The following is a 16,555-nucleotide window of genomic DNA, read 5'->3' as shown; positions in this document are numbered from 1 at the left end:
AATTGATGTACGTATCGATTGACGTCTATAACCACAAGGAGAGTTTTTAGCTGTTTCGTCATTGAGAACCTAAAAGTACGTAATTTTATTTGTGGGATATTTAGATGATTTCGCATATATCATTGGGCACTAATGACCTTCAGAGAGCTGAGCACTTTTATGATGCAATTTTAATTGTCATACAGGCTACAAAAACCTATTCATCTGAACGGGTTATATTTTGGGGGTTTCCGAACTCAACAGTAAAGTTATCAATTACGGTTCCTTTTGATGGTGAGCCAGCGTTTCATGGCAATGGCACTATGGTGGCTCTTAAGGTGGAAGATGCAGGACTGGTGGATGCCATATTTACTAGGGCAATAGAATTGGGTGCTATTAGTGAGGGCGAACCTGGAGAGAGAAATCAGGGGGCTTACTATGGTGCATATTTCAGAGATTTGGATGGAAACAAAGTTGCTATCTTTTCGCGTTAGTAATTTTTTGAGACACAAAGACGGCCTCTACTCCGACAAAAGTTATATATGGATTTTTTTAAGGATTATTGTTAATGAGCAAAGGGATGTTTCATAAAATGTTGGATGGCAATTTACCTATGCCTAATGCGGCACAAACTCTTGGTGCAAAAATACTGGAGATAGATTGCAAAAACGGAAAGGTAAAGGTTGAGTTTGAGGCGAAAGAGGCTTTTACCAATCCTGTGGGGAATATCCAGGGAGGATTTCTATCCGCCATGCTCGACGATACTATGGGGCCGGCGCTTGCTGTAACCCTTAAGGATAATGAGTTTGCGCCAACTTTAGAGCTGAAAATAAACTTTATTGCACCTGCTGTAATCGGTAAGCTATATGGATGGGGGAGGGTTGTTTCCAAGGGGGCTAGTGTTTGTTTCCTTGAGGGAGAACTTTTCCAGGAGGGAACCTTGATTGCCAGGTCTACTGCTACCGCTCTTATTCGGAATTTCTCTTCCTCCGCCAAAAAATAGGATCACTAGTGTGTGTATCAGGTGAGCTTGTGCCCAGAAAAAGGGGTAGGTATAGATCCGCTAATGTATTTTTCTAAACTAGCTGCAGGCTTCGATCTCTGCGATTAAAGTTGTCATTAATTCACTTGCAGGTAAGGCTCTGGCTAATGGGGCGCCCTGGCCTGCCCATTGGACTGAAAAGTCCTCGCTGCCAGCATTGGCTGCTGCGGCGGCAAGTGCTTTACCTGCACTGTAGCATATAGGGTAGTCCGGGCGGGCAGGGGCATTTATATCCAGCTCTCGATAAAAGCGATTGCTGATTCCCCGGGCAGGGCGCCCGGAAATGTTAATGGTAATTGCGGTGTTGTGTGCCCGCTCACTCTGAAGGGATTTGCGAAAGGTATCATTAGCGGCGGATTCAGGGCATAGAACAAAAGCTGTCCCCATCTGCACCGCACTGGCACCCAGGGAAAAAGCTGCCTGGATACCGGCTCCATCCATTATGCCTCCTGCGGCAATAACCGGTAGGCGGTGTTGGCAGCTCAGTAGCCTTACTAGTGCCAAAGTGCCTAGCTCCTCATCAAGCTCTGGTTCGAATACACCTCTGTGACCACCGGCTTCTATACCTTGTGCAATTACGGCGTCAATGCCGGCTTCTTCAATAAGTTGTGCCTCTATAAGATTTGTGGCGGTAGCTAGAAGAGTAATACCTGCATCTTTCAGGGTGTCGATAGTGGATTGCTCTGGTAAGCCAAAATGAAAGCTGACTACGGCTGGCCTCTCTTCCAGAATTACTGACAGCATTTCACTATTACCGATAAAGCTATAGTAGGGCTCATGGAGTTCTTTAGGTGGTGTCGCCTTCAGGGCGGCAAAGTAAGGAGCGAGGTGGGCAAGCCAATCTGCTTCGCGTTTAGCGTCTGCAATAGCTGGCTGATGGCAGAAGAGGTTTACGTTAAATGGGGCGCAGGTTAGTGCCCGGGTTTGGCGGATTTGCTCTGCTGCTTTTTGTGGTGAACTTGCTCCGAGGCCAAGAGCGCCCAGGCCGCCTGCATTAGAAACAGCAGCGGCCAGTTCTGGGCTAGAAACACCTGCCATGGGTGCCTGGAGTATTGGGTGCGGAACTCCCAGTCTTTCCAATAGTGCTTGCGCCATCCCACCGGCCTCTCTGATATTTGACTTACTACATTAAGGTAGTTTGCGCGCGGTAACTATACCGCGCTGCGGTTATTTCGAGTAGGTGGGGCAGGGCTATTTACAGGTGCAGGTTGAGTCCAATATAGGGACCTTTAATTTCGATATCGCTCTGCAGGTCGTCCAACTCTTCCAGGTCAAGGCTCATTACCCGATAGCCTGCCTCGATAGCCAAATCAATTGCCGGTACGAAATCCCAGCGTACTTTTGCGGTGAGGTCTGTGTGGGTATCACCTCGGTAGGCCGTACCATTACCTTGAGCAATAACCGACCAGCCGGTAAATGGCAGGTCGAAACGCGCCATAGCGTAGGCCATTGGCAAGTAACCGGTGAGGTCGACAGTTTCTGCCTGGGTTTCGCTTACCGCAGTAAATTCTCCGTCATACATGCGCGCAGTCAGGCCTATGTCTAAATTCACCCAGTTATCCAGCACTTCATAGTAGAAGGTGGCATCGGTGTGTGTAAGGGTGAGGTCAGTGGTGATCTCTGAGCCTACCAGGAAGGTTTCATCGTCGAAGGTTACAGAGCCCTCCAATAGTGCGGCACCATCGGTGTCAATCTTGCTGTGGGCTAACAGGATATTGGGGACCAGTGGTATCGGGTGCTCCAGGGCCGCCTGAATAAAGGTAATGTTGTCTTCACTGAGGGAGAGATTGTCCAAATCATAGTCATCATTGCCAATGCCACCGGTGTAACCTGGGAGCCAGACGCCTGCTGTGGCATCAAAACCAAGTATGGTATCTGCGCTGGCAGTAGTGCAGGCGAGGAGGGCACTGAAAGCAATTGCGGTTTTTTTCATGGACTTCTCTCCGTGATGAATTTGTCGCGGAGTGTACAGATATATTTTTTATGTGCCGCTGTAAGTTGCACATTTTTGCAAATCTTTTTGAACGGATAAGCAAAACTGGCGTGTAAAAGCGTCGTGCTGTTGGGGTTCAGCTCTCCGCCTCATTTAATGTATTGCGATTGGCTCCGTATTCGTCAGCCAAGTCTCACTAAATGAGCTTGTGATATTTTTCCTTTTGCGCTGGTTTAATTGGCTGCTTCAAATAACATTTCTTGTAGGGCACTGGCGGCATTGCTCAAGGTGCGACCGCGATGACTGATGACACCCAGGTTGCGCAGCACCTGCAGTTTCTTCACTGGTAATACAGCGAGGCTTTCATCGACCAGCGTGTGGGGCAGTACACTCCAGCCAAGGCCCACACAGGCCATCATCTTGATAGTCTCCAGGAAGTTGGTCGCTAATTTGGCGCTGAGCTTTAGCCCTTGCGCATCAAACTCGCGTTTAATCAGGCGCCCGGTATAGGTATTGAGGTCCGGCAGTATGGCGGGATAGTCGGCCAGGTCGGCCAGTTCCAGCGTGGGAATTTTTGTCAGGGGGTGTTCTGGAGCGGCTACCACCACACAGGGGTCGGGCCAGATAACCTGTGCATTGAGGTGCGGGTATTCTTTCAGGGCCAGAGTTACAACTGCCAGCTCATACTTGGCTGCCATCAGTGCCTCATAAGCCTGTTCGGAATCCAGGAAATCGATATCGAGGGCCACTTCTGGATAGCGGTTACTGAACTCTCTAAGCACCGGTGGCAAGTGGTGCAGTCCCACATGGTGACTGGTAGCAATGCGCAAGCTGCCGCTCACCGAGTTGCTGAGGGCGCGTAACTCCCGCTCTGCATCACTGATTTCGTTGAGAATATGTCGGGCGCGGGGCAGTAGCACGCGGCCGGCATCAGTCAGCTGTAGGCGCCGGCCGATGCGGTTGAATAATGTCGCGCCAAGTTGCTGTTCGAGGGCGGCGAGGCGCTTGCTTACCGCGGGCTGCGTCAGGTGAAGCTGAGTTGCCCCCTCGGAGACAGAGCCTCTCTCAGCAATTGCTAAAAATGCTTTAAGCCATTGAATTTCCAAATTTTTTAGCCTCGTTTTATGGGTTGCGGGAATATTGTTGGCGGTGTATGAAGCGACCCAGCTTACATGCTACTTCAGGATGAGCTTTGAATTCCATTATGGAATACTTGTGATAATAAATATAAATTGGTGTTATTTGTTGCTGCTGGGTAGACTCGTTCTCTAAACAATTGAGAGGACAGGCTGTGGCAGGGCAAACACTCTACGACAAACTGTGGCAAGACCATCTGGTCAAGACCAGTGATGATGGCTCGGCGCTTATTTACATCGACCGTCACTTGATTCACGAAGTGACTTCCCCACAGGCATTTGAGGGCCTTCGACTGGCAGGGCGCAGACCCTGGCGCAAGGATTCCCTAGTGGCGACACCGGATCACAATGTGCCTTCCGAGAGCACGGAGCGCGCCGCAGGCGTGAGCGGTATCCGTGACGATATTTCCCGCATTCAGGTACAAACTCTGGATGAGAACTGCCGGGATTTCGATGTGGTGCAGTTTGGCATTAACGAACCGGGTCAGGGCATTGTGCATGTTATTGGTCCTGAGACCGGGGCGACTCTGCCCGGTATGACCGTGGTATGTGGTGACTCACACACCTCTACCCATGGTGCTCTGGGCGCGCTGGCCCACGGCATAGGCACTTCTGAAGTGGAGCATGTCATGGCCACCCAGTGCCTGACCCAGAAGAAGATGAAAAATATGCTGGTGCGCGTAGACGGCGAACTCCGTCCAGGCGTTACCGCCAAAGATGTGGTGCTGGCGATTATCGGTAAGATCGGCACCGCCGGGGGCACTGGCTATGCGATTGAGTTCGGCGGTGAGGTTATCCGCAACATGTCCATGGAAGGTCGTATGACCGTTTGTAACATGGCGATTGAGGGCGGTGCCCGTGCCGGCATGGTCTCGGTTGACCAGATCACTCTCGATTATGTGAAAGGCAAACCCTACGCGCCAAAAGGTGGGCAGTGGGACAGAGCGGTTGAGGCCTGGAGTCACCTGCATTCCGATGACGACGCCGAGTTTGATGCGGTGGTGGAATTGCGCGGTGAAGATATCGAACCCCAGGTGAGTTGGGGTACTTCGCCGGAAATGGTGGCCTCGATCAGTGCCAAAGTGCCAGATCCCTCTGCCGAAAATGATAGTACCAAGCGTACTGGAATGGAGCGCGCTCTCGATTATATGGGCCTTGAGGCCGGGCAAAAGATTAGTGATATTCGCCTGGATCGGGTATTTATCGGCTCCTGTACAAATTCCCGGATCGAAGATCTGCGCGCTGCTGCTGAAGTGGTCCAAGGCCGGTACAAAGCAGATAGCGTCAAGCAGGTATTGGTTGTACCCGGTTCTCAGGCGGTGAAGGCTCAGGCGGAACAGGAAGGGTTACATGCAATCTTTGAGCAGGCAGGCTTTGAGTGGCGAGAGCCCTCCTGCTCTATGTGCCTTGCTATGAATGCAGATAAGTTGGGGGCTGGTGAACACTGTGCCTCAACCTCTAATCGCAACTTTGAAGGACGTCAGGGCTATGGTGGGCGCACCCACTTGGTGAGCCCCAGTATGGCGGCAGCCGCAGCAATTGCGGGACACTTTGTCGATGTGCGTGAAATGGCGACGGTGCGAGCGGAAGAGGAGATGGCCTGATGAAAGCGTTTACCCAACATGAAGGTCTTGTGGTGCCGATGGACCGGGCCAACGTGGACACCGACCTGATAATTCCCAAGCAATTTCTTAAGTCCATCAAGCGCACCGGGTTTGGCCCCAATTTGTTTGATGAGCTGCGCTACCTGGACGAGGGATTCCCTGGGCAGGACTGCTCAAACCGCCCTGTTAATCCAGATTTCCCACTAAATTTCCCGCGTTACCAGGGTGGTTCGGTATTACTTGCGCGCGAGAATTTCGGTTGTGGTTCCAGTCGTGAGCATGCGCCTTGGGCGCTGGATGATCACGGTTTTCGTGCAGTTATCGCCCCCAGTTTCGCCGATATCTTCTTCAATAACTGTTTTAAAAACGGCCTGTTGCCGATTGTATTACCGGAGGAGGTAGTACATCAGTTGTTTGAAGAAACTCATGGGCAGGAAGGATATTCACTGACCATTGATCTGGAGCAGCAGCATGTGCGCAAACCCTGCGGTGAAGTGATTCCCTTTGAGGTAGATGCGTTCCACAAGCACTGCTTGCTTAATGGCCTTGATCACATCGGCCTGACATTGGAGCACTCAGAAGATATTCGTGCTTATGAAGAGGTGCGACGTGAAAAAGCCCCATGGCTTTTTGATGCGGTTCAGTAATTAAAGGAAATTCCTGTGACAAAGAAAGTAATGATTTTGCCGGGCGACGGCATTGGCCCGGAAATTGTTGAGCAGGCGATGGCGGTACTGGAAGTCGCGTCTGGAAAATTTAATTTGGGGCTTAGTTTTGAACAGGGGCTGATTGGGGGTTCCTCAATTGATGCCCATGGTGAGCCCCTCACCGATGAGACGCTCAAGGCTGCTGGCGAGTGTGATGCAGTATTACTCGGTGCTGTTGGTGGTCCCCAGTGGGATACCCTGGAGAGAGAAATTCGTCCGGAGAAAGGCCTGTTGAAAATCCGCAGTGGCCTCGGTTTATACGCCAATTTGCGCCCGGCAATTCTTTACCCCCAATTAGCAGATGCTTCCTCCCTGAAACCGGAGGTGGTTTCAGGGCTGGATATTTTGATTGTACGTGAGCTGACTGGCGGCATTTACTTTGGTGAGCCTCGGGGTATCCAGACTCTGGAAAATGGCGAACGCCAGGGCTTTAACACCTATGTCTACAGTGAGTCGGAAATTGAGCGTATTGCGCGCAGTGCCTTTGAGGCGGCGCAAAAACGCAGCGGTAAACTCTGCTCTGTGGATAAGGCTAATGTGCTCGAAGTCACTGTACTTTGGAGAGAGGTATTGGATCGTCTGGCACCGGAATACCCCGATGTTGAACTGTCCCATATGTACGTGGACAACGCTGCGATGCAATTGGTGCGTGCGCCCAAGCAGTTCGACGTAATGGTCACCGGTAATATGTTCGGCGATATTCTCTCAGATGCCGCCGCCATGCTTACAGGCTCCATTGGTATGTTGCCTTCTGCTTCCTTGAATGAAAGTGGTTTTGGCCTTTATGAGCCCTGCCACGGTTCCGCGCCGGATATCGCAGGGCAGGGTATTGCCAATCCATTGGCAACGATTCTGTCCGCTGCGATGATGCTGCGTTACTCCCTCAATATGAGTGAGGCAGCAGAAGCCATTGAGGCCGCGGTGAGCAAGGTGTTGGAGCAGGGGTTACGCACCGCGGATATTTATACTGAGGGCAGCCAGAAAGTCACCACCGCAGAAATGGGGGCTGCCGTCGTCGCTGCGCTTTAATCCCCGATTTCACTATCGCGCCGCTTTCCCGGCGGCGCACTTTGATCACATCACACACAGGATATCGCGATGCAAAAAATTGGTTTTATCGGCTGGCGCGGCATGGTCGGTTCGGTATTACTGGAGCGCATGCGCTCAGAGGATGACTTTGCCCATATCGTTGAACCGGTTTTTTCCACTTCCAATGCGGGTGGAAAGGCACCGGATATTGACCGTGAACTGCCGCCTTTGGGCGATGCCTACGATATCAATGCATTGGCAGAGTTAGATGCGATTGTCAGCTGTCAGGGTGGTGACTATACAAAGGAGGTTTTCTCCCGCCTTCGTGACGCAGGCTGGAATGGCTACTGGATAGATGCTGCCTCGAGTTTACGTATGCAGGACGATGCCGTAATCGTTCTGGATCCGGTTAACCGCGATGTTATCGATCGCGCCATAGAAGCCGGGCAAAAGAATTTTATTGGTGGCAACTGCACCGTTAGCCTGATGTTGATGGCTCTCGGTGGTTTGTTTAAAGCCGGTATGGTGGAGTGGGTTACAGCCATGACCTACCAGGCCGCCAGTGGTGCCGGTGCCCGCAATATGCGGGAGCTCATTGGGCAGATGGGCGCTATTCGCGACAGTGTTAGCGGTGAGCTCGCCGACCCCGCCAGCGCGATTCTGGAAATTGATCGCAGGGTGGCTGCGGATATGCGGTCGGTTGAATTTCCCACTGCCGAGTTCGGTGCCCCCCTGGCTGGCAGCCTTCTGCCATGGATTGATACCCAGCTTGAAAATGGCCAAAGCCGTGAAGAGTGGAAAGCTCAGGTTGAAGCGAACAAAATTCTGCAGACAACTGCTCCAATTCCGGTGGATGGTACCTGTGTGCGTATTGGTGCGATGCGCTGCCACAGTCAGGCTTTCACTGTGAAGCTGAAGAAAGACCTGCCTATGGCAGATATTGATCAGTTGATAGGTGCGGCAAATGAATGGGTCAGCGTCGTGCCCAATGATCGCGAGGCTACTTTACAGTCGCTGACTCCCACTGCCGTGACTGGCAAACTGGATATCCCGGTGGGGCGTCTGCGCAAGTTGAGTATGGGGCCTGAGTACTTGAACGCTTTCACTGTGGGGGACCAACTGCTGTGGGGTGCTGCAGAGCCCCTCCGCCGCATACTTCTGATTTTGCTCGGCAAGCTTTAATTGGTACGGCCCTGGATAAGTCCTCAAATGGCAATCTTTTTTGTGCCTATTAATGGAGGACTTTTCGCCAAGCTGTGAACCCCATCGCGTAAAAAGCCGCTACTGGTTGTCATAGCGGCTTTTTCGATTTTCCCTCACAGGTATAATCGCCCCTCATTTTTTCCTTTCCAATTTCAACGAAGTGAATAGCCATGTCCGAAGCCGCCCGCGAACTGGTCATCGTCGGTGTCGATAACGCCGCCTTTGCCCCTCTGCTGGAAATACTGGAGGAGCGGGAAATTATTACCGCTGAACAGCTGAGTTTGCTGGAGACCGAAGACCGGGAAGTGGACCCGCAGGTGTTTGCTAACCGCAATATTCCTGTGCAGTCCCTGGAAAAATTCGCTTTTAATGACCAGCAGGTGGTTCTCCTATTGAGCGCCGGTGATGCTGTTCAAGCCGCCATGGCTGCGGCCGAGCAAAATGATGCCTGGATAGTGGATGCGGCTGCCAATACCCGAGGCGATGAAAGTGCTGTTTTGATCCACCCGATGTTTAACAGTGGGGATCTGGCGAATGCAGATCGTCGCCTAGTTACCCTACCCTGTGCTGGTGCCGCCATGGTCGCGGAGGCCTTGGCCCCCCTGAAGGATAAGTTGCAGGCTATCGAAGTTCAGTTGAGCCAGCCGGTATCTGCGTTGGGGAAGGCTGCGATTGATTCAATGGCCGCACAGACGGCGCGTATGTTTAGTGGCCAGGAGGCAGAAATTGATCCGGCGATCGGCCACCGCTTGGCTTTTAATTTGCTAAGCGCTAGCGAGGGGCTGCTCGCCAGTGGTCACACTGTGAGTGAGCTGACCCTGATCCATGATTTGCGCCGCCTGCTTGGCGAGAATGTTGCGGTGGACGCCAACATCAGCACGGTTTCCGTATTTCACGGTCAGCTGGCTAACTTGGGTGTTTCCCTGTTGGAAGATGTTGATTTGGAAAATGCGCGCGCATTGTTGGGCAATGGCGCTCGCCTGCAGTTGGCGGAACAGCCATCAGCAGAAAACGCAGTCGGCAGCGATGTGACAATCATCGGACGCTTGCGCCAAAGTCTACTTAATAAGCGTCAGCTAAATCTTTGTGCAGTATCAGACAACCTGCGAAAAGATGTAGCAATGAACTGTGCACAAATTGCTCACTTGTTGCTAAAAAACTACTGATATTTAATACTTAGCGGCCATAGTGAAGGTGTAATCTTAACTTTGGTCCGGCTGAGAGTGGCGAAATATTCACCACAGTTGGTGGCCGCTTGAAAGGCGGTCAATTAGTCGAACGATTACCGTTCAGTAATGGGGATTTTCTGAAGGCGCGCTTTTCGGAAGCCCTGGGAAGATTCTAACAATAAAGGGAATCGGATATGCGTGTGCGTAAGCTGGCACTTGCAGTTGGTCTAGTCGGTGCACTGGGAAGCAACGCGGCTCTAGCGCTCGGATTGGGTGAGATCAAACTCAACTCCACCCTTAATCAGCCACTTAATGCGGAGATCGGACTGCTGCAAACGCGCGGTCTGAACGACACAGAGATTAAAGTACGCCTCGCGGGGCCGGATGAATTCAATCGTGCCGGGGTGGAGCGCGCCTATTTACTCACTTCACTGCGCTTTGATGTGGATTATTCGGGTGCCAAGCCGGTTATTCGCATAACAAGCCGCGAGCCTATCCGTGAGCCTTTCTTGAATTTCCTGGTGGAGACTCGCTGGCCCAGCGGCCGCCTGCTGCGCGAGTATACCCTGTTGATGGATCTGCCGGCATTTTCGCCGAACACAGCCCAGCAACCGGTGCGTGCTGCTGAACGTGAACGCCAACAAGTCCGTCGGGATACTCCGGTACAGCGTCCCGCTCAACGTCCCCTCCAGTCGGCTCAACAGCCGACGGTTGAGCCGGACAGTGAGTTGGTTGGTGAACCTGCGACGGCGCAGCAGTCTGAGCCGGTTCGGCGCCAGCCGCAACGCGCTTCTTCTGTGGAAGACGCGGGCAGCAACAGCCAGGTTTATGGCCCGGTTTCCTCCGCCGATACTCTGTGGGAGATCGCCTTGGAAAATCGCGTTGGCCGCGAGTTTTCAGTGCAGCAGACCATGCTGGCGATCCAGCGCCTGAACCCTGAAGCCTTTATTAATGACAATATCAACCTGCTGAAAAAGGGCGCTGTTCTGCGCTTGCCCAATGCTGATGACCTGCGCAGCCTAAGCCTTACCGAGGCGATCTCAGAGGTTGCCCAGCAAAATGATTCCTGGCGCCAGCGTACAGGTGCGGAAGACATTGCTGCAGCTGCGCCCCTGGATGCCCGCGCTGTGGTCGAAGAGACCGTAGCCAATGATGTTGTTGAAGGGCGGGTAAGCTTGGCCGCTCCAGGTGATAACGAATCCGTTACTTCCGGTTCTGGCAGTGGAGCAGAAGACAGCGAAGCGCTGGATGGCGACCTGACAGTGGCAGAGGAAGAACTGGATAAATCGCAGCTGGAAAACACCGAGCTGCGCGAGCGCATCGCAGAGCTCGATGAACAGATTGACACCATGGAGGCTCTGGTCGATGTCTCCAATGAAGAGATGCGCGCGGTACAGGCAGCTGCAGAGCAGTCTGATCCTCTGCTTGATCCCAGTGAAATTGACTCTGCAGAAATCGATACCGTGCAGGAAGAGATGCTTGCCGCGAGTGAAGGTGAATCTCTCGATACAGCCGAGCAGCCTGAGGTGGAAACGGCTGCTGTAGAGCCGGAAGCGCGCAATCGCGTAGTTTCGGTCCAGACCAAGTCAGAGCCCACTCTCATGGAGAGGCTCGGCGATAATATGCAGTTCATCGGTATTGGGGCTGCCGGCTTGCTGGTCGGTATTTTTGGCTTCTTTACTTGGCGCCGCCGTAAAGCTGAGCAAGAGGCCGAGCAGCAGCTGGAGCAGGAAATGGCTGCCGAGCGGGCGCCAATAGAGATTCCGATGGAAAACGCGGAACCGGATGAAACCCTGGCCGCTGTTGAAAGCATGGAGGCGGATGATACTTTTGACCTTGGCGATCTTGGGGATGTGGGAACCGATGACCCTATTTCCGAGGCGGAAATTCATTTGTCGCTGGGACAGTATGAAGAGGCTGAGGCCAAGCTGTTACAGGGCCTGGAAAAAGACCCACAAGTGGTGGATGCGCGCCTGATGCTGATGGAGGTGTATGCCCATCATCAGGATGTAGAGAAATTTGACGAGCACTATCTGCAGTTGCTCAGCATTAGCGATGGCCCTGTGGCTGACCGCGCAGCGCGTTTGCGCGAAACCATTGCCGGGGCGCCGGATTTTGAAGCACCGTCAATGGATTTTTCCAGTGAATCCCTGGAAGCGGCGCAGTTGGATGATATCGGTGCAGCCCTGGACCAGGATTTTTCCAGTGCTGAACCGTCAACCCTCCCCGCTGATGATTTCAGCAGTGACACGTCGCTTCTCGATGATCTGACCATGGATCTGTCCCTGGGCGATGAAAAGCCTGTCGGCGCCGATTCCGAACAGGAGTTGTCCCTGGATCTCGACCTGGACACCTCTTTTGATGAGTCGGTTTCTGGTACTGACCAAGCTTCGGACCTGGAAAGCGAATTCAACCTGGATGACCTTGATCTCAATGGCGCACTGGAAAATGATGCGCAGTTGGCTGATAGCGAAACCCCATTGCAGGCAGATAATGATCTAAGCCTCGATGATCTGGATCTGGGTGAGCTGGACCTCGGCGATCTCAATTCAGAAGCTGGTGACCTTGGTGAGCCAACAGTGAAGGAGGCCTCTGGGGATGAGTTAGCGATAGATGCCTTCGATAGCGCTGAGTTGGACCTTGACGCCCTGGAGCTTGAAAGTGACAGTGCGGAGCCAGCCATTGAAAGTGCGGCTGCCGAGGCCTCTGAAGCCAAGGCCGGCGGGTCTATCGGTGGCTTGGACTTCGAGCTGGACCTCTCCATGATGGATGGTGAGGATGAGGTAAAATCGATTATTGAGGAGCCTCAGGCTGAAGAGCCAGCTGCTGAATTGGATCAGGACCTGGATCTTGATGCTATCGATATGGATCTCGCAGACTTGCAGAGCCCCGCAGGTGAAGCCGATTTGTCCCTGGAGGAGCTCTCTGAGGGTGAGCTTGAAATGATTGGTGGAGAGCTCGATTCCGAGTTGGATCTCGACAATATCGATCTCGATGATATTGCCGCGGATCTTTCCTCTCCTGATGAATTGGCAGTGGAAGCTGAAGCGGTTTCCAGTGAATCGGCTGAACTCGATAATAGTGGTGATTTGTCTCTGGAGACGGATCTTGAGCTGGATATGGCCTCGTTGGAAGCAACCGGTGAGGAGTTGTCTCTGGGCGAGGAGTCTATTGAGGAGGAGTTCTCTCTAGAGGATGAGCTTGCCCTGATTGATGAGTCTACTGATGGCGACCTTACTCTTGAGACTGGCGCGGATCTTGGCGAGGGGGCTATAGCCGATGAGCCTGGGCAGCTTGAGGCTGTGGCTGAAAAAGAGCAATCTGGAGGAGAGTCTGAGTTTGCCGACTTGGATTTCAACCTGGAAAGTGACCTCAACTCGGAATTGAGCCTGCTCGAAGGCGGCGACGAGATGGGTACCAAGCTGGAATTGGCCCAGGCTTACCTGGATATGGGGGATAAAGAGGGCGCCAAGGATATCCTCAAGGAAGTGGCCCAGGATGGAGGCGGTGAGCATAGGAATCGCGCTGAGGAAATGCTGGAGCGTATGGTGTAAATTTTCTTGGTATTTCGCCTTAGGAAACCTCGCACAGGCTGCGAGGTTTTTTTATTGGGCTGGAGCATTATTTTCCTGTCCGTTAGGGGCATTAATCTGATTGATATTGCTGTCGCTCTGATATCGGGAGGGGCAAAGAGTGGTTTTTCAATATGATGCAGGCCAGAGAACGCGAGTACATTTATAAAACCAATGGCGAGGTTCCAGCGGGTGAGCGGTTGCCGGATGGGCTGCGTAGATTCGCTCTGGGGGTTGAGTATTGCGGTGCGCGATTGCACGGTTTTCAGAAGCAAAAATCAGCTGCGGAGACAGTGCAGGCTCACCTTGAGCGGGCTTTGTCCATTATCGCTGCAGAGCCCATAACGCTGGTCTGTGCTGGGCGTACTGACGCGGGCGTTCACGCCACCAATCAGGTTATTCACTTTGATACTCACGCCCAGCGCCCAGAACGTGCCTGGATACAGGGAGTGAATACCAAGCTGCCAGACTCTGTGCGTGTGCGCTGGTGTCGCAAAATGCTCCCGCAATTCCATGCACGTTTCTCCGCCCATGCGCGCAGTTACCGCTATTTGATCCACAGCGCGCCGACTCGTTCTGCCCACAGCGCAGCGGAAGTTACCTGGACCCAGCACTCCCTGGATCTCGGTGCTATGCGCGAGGGGGCAAACTACCTGATTGGCCGCCATGATTTTACCAGCTTTCGGGCCTCCCAGTGCCAAGCCAAGAGCCCGGTTAGAGAAATTACCCGCCTGGACGTTGCTCGTGTAGGGCAGCTGATCGTTCTGGAAGTAAGTGCCAATGCCTTCCTGCATCATATGGTGCGCAATATAACTGGGGTACTAATGGCTGTGGGGCGCGGAGAGCGGGCACCGATATGGGTAAAAGAGGTGCTGGACCAGCGCGACCGCTCGGCAGGAGGGGTTACAGCACCGCCATTTGGCCTTTATTTGGTGAATGTGCAATACCCGCGGGAGTTCCAACTACCCCAGTGTGAGCCTGGGCCACTTCTGGTGCCTTTGTCTCTGGGAGAGTTACCGGTTGTATGACTGGAATAGTTGAGTAGTAGTCAGAATGGCCTTATAGGTTAGGGTGGCACGCGTTTCACACCTTGCACCAATCTGCTAGTATCGGGAATTCCCTCGTTTTTGCTGGTCGGTCGGCTGGCTTCAGGTTTAGCAATGCAAGTGAAGATTTGTGGCATCACCCGTGCTGAAGATGCCCTTATGGCTGTTGATGCTGGCGCTGATGCGCTGGGACTGGTGTTCTACAAGGCGAGCCCCCGCTATATCGATCCCAAGGCTGCTGCCGCTATCGCCGCTGTAGTTCCTCCCTTTGTTACCTTAACAGGGCTCTTTGTGAATGCTGCACAGGGTGAGGTGGATCAGGCACTGGAGCTCGTGCCTCTTAACCTCCTGCAGTTCCATGGTGAGGAGGGAGCCCGTTACTGTGAACAGTTCCGCCGGCCCTATATAAAGGCCCTCCGAATGAAAGAGGGGTTGGATACCATTGCTGCAATGGAGGAACACCCTAAGTCGCGTGGTTTCCTACTGGACGCCTATCGCCCAGGGGTTCCCGGTGGTACCGGAGAGACCTTTGACTGGGATCGGGTGCCTCAAAGTAGCTCCAGACCCATTGTTCTGGCCGGGGGTTGAACCCGGATAATGTCGCCAGTGCCATCAAAGCTGCGCACCCGCAAGGCGTGGATGTCAGCGGAGGTGTGGAACAGTCACCGGGTAAAAAAACCCGCAAAAAGTAGCTGCCTTTATTCGTGCGGCGAAGGGTAGTCAGCTCGGTACCGCAGAGTAAAAATAGGTGGCACATTGAGGTGTCGCCCACCGGTGTTGGCCGGTAAATAAAAGTAGAGCGGAGTATCTACAACAGTAATGACCGGTAATGTTTAAAGTGGTTAGGAGTAGCGCTTTAATCAGTAGGTAAATAGACAGAAGAAATTTTTGTGATCGACGGAGTATGAGTGTGACTAAGCCAGGTGCTATTGATTTTTCCACCTTTCCGGATGCCAGCGGGCATTTTGGTCCGTACGGCGGTCGCTTTGTATCGGAGACACTGATCAGCGCATTGGATGAACTGCAGGCGATGTACAGCCGCTTGAAAGATGATCCGGAGTTTGTCGCTGCTTTTGACTACGATCTTGCGCACTATGTCGGACGGCCATCGCCTCTGTATCTAGCTGAGCGCCTGACAGAGCAGGCCGGTGGAGCGCGTATCTGGCTTAAGCGCGAGGATCTCAACCACACCGGGGCTCACAAGGTAAACAATACCGTAGGCCAGGCACTATTGGCCAAGCACAGCGGAAAAACCCGGGTTATTGCAGAAACCGGTGCGGGTCAGCACGGTGTAGCTTCTGCAACAGTGGCCGCACGTCTGGGATTACAGTGCACGGTTTATATGGGGGCGGAAGATGTTAAACGTCAGTCTCCCAATGTTTACCGTATGAAACTCCTGGGTGCTGAAGTAGTACCGGTGGAATCCGGCTCTAAAACCCTCAAAGACGCCATGAATGAAGCGATGCGTGATTGGGTTACTAATGTCGATAACACTTTCTACATTATTGGAACTGTTGCCGGCCCCCATCCGTATCCGCAATTGGTTCGGGACTTCAATTCCATTATTGGGCGTGAAGCGCGTCGCCAGAGCCTCGAGCATTTTGGCCAGCTGCCCGACGCACTGGTGGCCTGTGTGGGTGGGGGCTCCAATGCCATAGGCCTGTTCCACCCCTTCCTGAATGATGCCGATGTGAAGATGTTTGGTGTGGAGGCCGGTGGTGAGGGCCTGGCTTCCGGTAAGCATGCGGCGCCGCTCAACGATGGTATCCCCGGTGTCCTACACGGCAACCGCACGTACTTGATGGAAGATGAGGATGGCCAGATTATCGAGACTCACTCTGTTTCTGCAGGCCTCGATTACCCGGGTGTTGGACCCGAACACGCCTGGCTTAAAGATATTGGCCGCGTAGAGTACGTCACTGCTGATGACAAAGAGGCGCTCGATGCCTTCCGTCGCCTTACCCGAACCGAAGGTATTCTGCCGGCCCTGGAGTCCAGCCACGCTGTTGCATACGCGATGAAATTGGCTGCCAGCATGCAGCCGGAACAGAATATTGTTGTGAACCTTTCTGGTCGTGGGGACAAGGATATTTTTACCGTTGCCGCTATTGATGGCATTGAGGTTTAACTGATTG

General features: G+C 53.0%; 13 protein-coding genes and 1 pseudogene. 11 read left to right on the top strand and 3 right to left on the bottom strand.

What is annotated here, in order from left to right; all coding sequences use genetic code 11:
- Positions 1 to 104 precede the first annotated feature (104 nt).
- Both P3339_RS16570 and P3339_RS16565 read left to right on the top strand, forming a co-directional pair.
- On the top strand, positions 105 to 473 hold the full coding sequence (locus P3339_RS16570) for a VOC family protein (protein ID WP_282951234.1): 369 nt from the start codon (positions 105 to 107) through the stop codon (positions 471 to 473).
- A gap of 74 nt (positions 474 to 547) precedes the next feature.
- Entirely contained in the window at positions 548 to 982 is a 435-nt protein-coding gene (locus P3339_RS16565) for a PaaI family thioesterase (RefSeq protein WP_282951233.1), read from the top strand.
- 78 nt (positions 983 to 1,060) lie between these two features.
- Here the strand turns inward: P3339_RS16565 and P3339_RS16560 are convergent, their stop codons facing one another.
- The 3 genes from P3339_RS16560 to P3339_RS16550 form a co-directional block, all read right to left on the bottom strand.
- Positions 1,061 to 2,116: an NAD(P)H-dependent flavin oxidoreductase gene (locus tag P3339_RS16560; protein WP_282951232.1), complete on the bottom strand. Its 1,056-nt coding sequence runs from the start codon at positions 2,114 to 2,116 to the stop codon at positions 1,061 to 1,063.
- Between the two features lie 100 nt (positions 2,117 to 2,216).
- Positions 2,217 to 2,954 (bottom strand): TIGR04219 family outer membrane beta-barrel protein, encoded by a 738-nt coding sequence (locus tag P3339_RS16555; protein WP_020411754.1) that lies wholly within the window; start codon positions 2,952 to 2,954, stop codon positions 2,217 to 2,219.
- 233 nt (positions 2,955 to 3,187) lie between these two features.
- A complete protein-coding gene (locus tag P3339_RS16550; RefSeq protein WP_282951231.1) occupies positions 3,188 to 4,060 on the bottom strand; it encodes a LysR family transcriptional regulator in 873 nt (290 codons plus the stop codon).
- A 185-nt stretch (positions 4,061 to 4,245) separates the two neighbouring features.
- Here P3339_RS16550 and leuC point away from each other — a divergent pair, with 185 nt between their 5' ends.
- The 9 genes and pseudogenes from leuC to trpB all read left to right on the top strand — a co-directional run bounded on the left by leuC (position 4,246) and on the right by trpB (position 16,548).
- Positions 4,246 to 5,694, top strand: coding sequence for a 3-isopropylmalate dehydratase large subunit (gene leuC / locus P3339_RS16545; protein WP_282951230.1), 1,449 nt, complete (start codon positions 4,246 to 4,248; stop codon positions 5,692 to 5,694).
- Positions 5,694 to 6,341, top strand: coding sequence for a 3-isopropylmalate dehydratase small subunit (leuD, locus tag P3339_RS16540; RefSeq protein WP_020411757.1), 648 nt, complete (start codon positions 5,694 to 5,696; stop codon positions 6,339 to 6,341). Before leuC ends, leuD begins: the two co-directional genes overlap by 1 nt.
- A gap of 30 nt (positions 6,342 to 6,371) precedes the next feature.
- Positions 6,372 to 7,430 (top strand): 3-isopropylmalate dehydrogenase, encoded by a 1,059-nt coding sequence (gene leuB / locus P3339_RS16535; protein ID WP_502867337.1) that lies wholly within the window; start codon positions 6,372 to 6,374, stop codon positions 7,428 to 7,430.
- A 69-nt stretch (positions 7,431 to 7,499) separates the two neighbouring features.
- Complete coding sequence (gene asd, locus P3339_RS16530) at positions 7,500 to 8,612, top strand: aspartate-semialdehyde dehydrogenase (protein ID WP_282951228.1); 1,113 nt, start codon at positions 7,500 to 7,502, stop codon at positions 8,610 to 8,612.
- 191 nt (positions 8,613 to 8,803) lie between these two features.
- Complete coding sequence (locus P3339_RS16525; RefSeq protein ID WP_020411760.1) at positions 8,804 to 9,799, top strand: Asd/ArgC dimerization domain-containing protein; 996 nt, start codon at positions 8,804 to 8,806, stop codon at positions 9,797 to 9,799.
- 197 nt (positions 9,800 to 9,996) lie between these two features.
- On the top strand, positions 9,997 to 13,356 hold the full coding sequence (locus P3339_RS16520) for a motility hub landmark protein FimV (RefSeq protein ID WP_282951227.1): 3,360 nt from the start codon (positions 9,997 to 9,999) through the stop codon (positions 13,354 to 13,356).
- A gap of 152 nt (positions 13,357 to 13,508) precedes the next feature.
- A complete protein-coding gene (gene truA, locus P3339_RS16515) occupies positions 13,509 to 14,402 on the top strand; it encodes a tRNA pseudouridine(38-40) synthase TruA (RefSeq protein ID WP_282951226.1) in 894 nt (297 codons plus the stop codon).
- A gap of 132 nt (positions 14,403 to 14,534) precedes the next feature.
- Positions 14,535 to 15,112, top strand: a pseudogene (locus P3339_RS16510) (phosphoribosylanthranilate isomerase).
- Between the two features lie 212 nt (positions 15,113 to 15,324).
- Positions 15,325 to 16,548: a tryptophan synthase subunit beta gene (gene trpB, locus P3339_RS16500; RefSeq protein WP_282951223.1), complete on the top strand. Its 1,224-nt coding sequence runs from the start codon at positions 15,325 to 15,327 to the stop codon at positions 16,546 to 16,548.
- Positions 16,549 to 16,555: the final 7 nt, after the last annotated feature.

The sequence above is a fragment of the Microbulbifer sp. MLAF003 genome (assembly GCF_030012965.1).
In the GTDB taxonomy this organism is placed as follows: Bacteria; Pseudomonadota; Gammaproteobacteria; order Pseudomonadales; family Cellvibrionaceae; genus Microbulbifer; species Microbulbifer variabilis.
The sequence above is the reverse complement of the archived record's forward strand: the minus strand, read 5'-3'. Positions and strand labels throughout refer to the sequence as shown.

Coding starts and splice junctions, on each gene's coding strand:
- P3339_RS16525 (WP_020411760.1), top strand. CDS start 8,804: ATGTCCGAAGCCGCCCGCGAACTGGTCATCGTCGGTGTCGATAACGCC.
- P3339_RS16565 (WP_282951233.1), top strand. CDS start 548: ATGAGCAAAGGGATGTTTCATAAAATGTTGGATGGCAATTTACCTATG.
- leuB (WP_502867337.1), top strand. CDS start 6,372: ATGATTTTGCCGGGCGACGGCATTGGCCCGGAAATTGTTGAGCAGGCG.
- P3339_RS16570 (WP_282951234.1), top strand. CDS start 105: ATGATTTCGCATATATCATTGGGCACTAATGACCTTCAGAGAGCTGAG.
- leuD (WP_020411757.1), top strand. CDS start 5,694: ATGAAAGCGTTTACCCAACATGAAGGTCTTGTGGTGCCGATGGACCGG.
- asd (WP_282951228.1), top strand. CDS start 7,500: ATGCAAAAAATTGGTTTTATCGGCTGGCGCGGCATGGTCGGTTCGGTA.
- P3339_RS16560 (WP_282951232.1), bottom strand. CDS start 2,116: ATGGCGCAAGCACTATTGGAAAGACTGGGAGTTCCGCACCCAATACTC.
- P3339_RS16520 (WP_282951227.1), top strand. CDS start 9,997: ATGCGTGTGCGTAAGCTGGCACTTGCAGTTGGTCTAGTCGGTGCACTG.
- P3339_RS16555 (WP_020411754.1), bottom strand. CDS start 2,954: ATGAAAAAAACCGCAATTGCTTTCAGTGCCCTCCTCGCCTGCACTACT.
- trpB (WP_282951223.1), top strand. CDS start 15,325: ATGAGTGTGACTAAGCCAGGTGCTATTGATTTTTCCACCTTTCCGGAT.
- truA (WP_282951226.1), top strand. CDS start 13,509: ATGATGCAGGCCAGAGAACGCGAGTACATTTATAAAACCAATGGCGAG.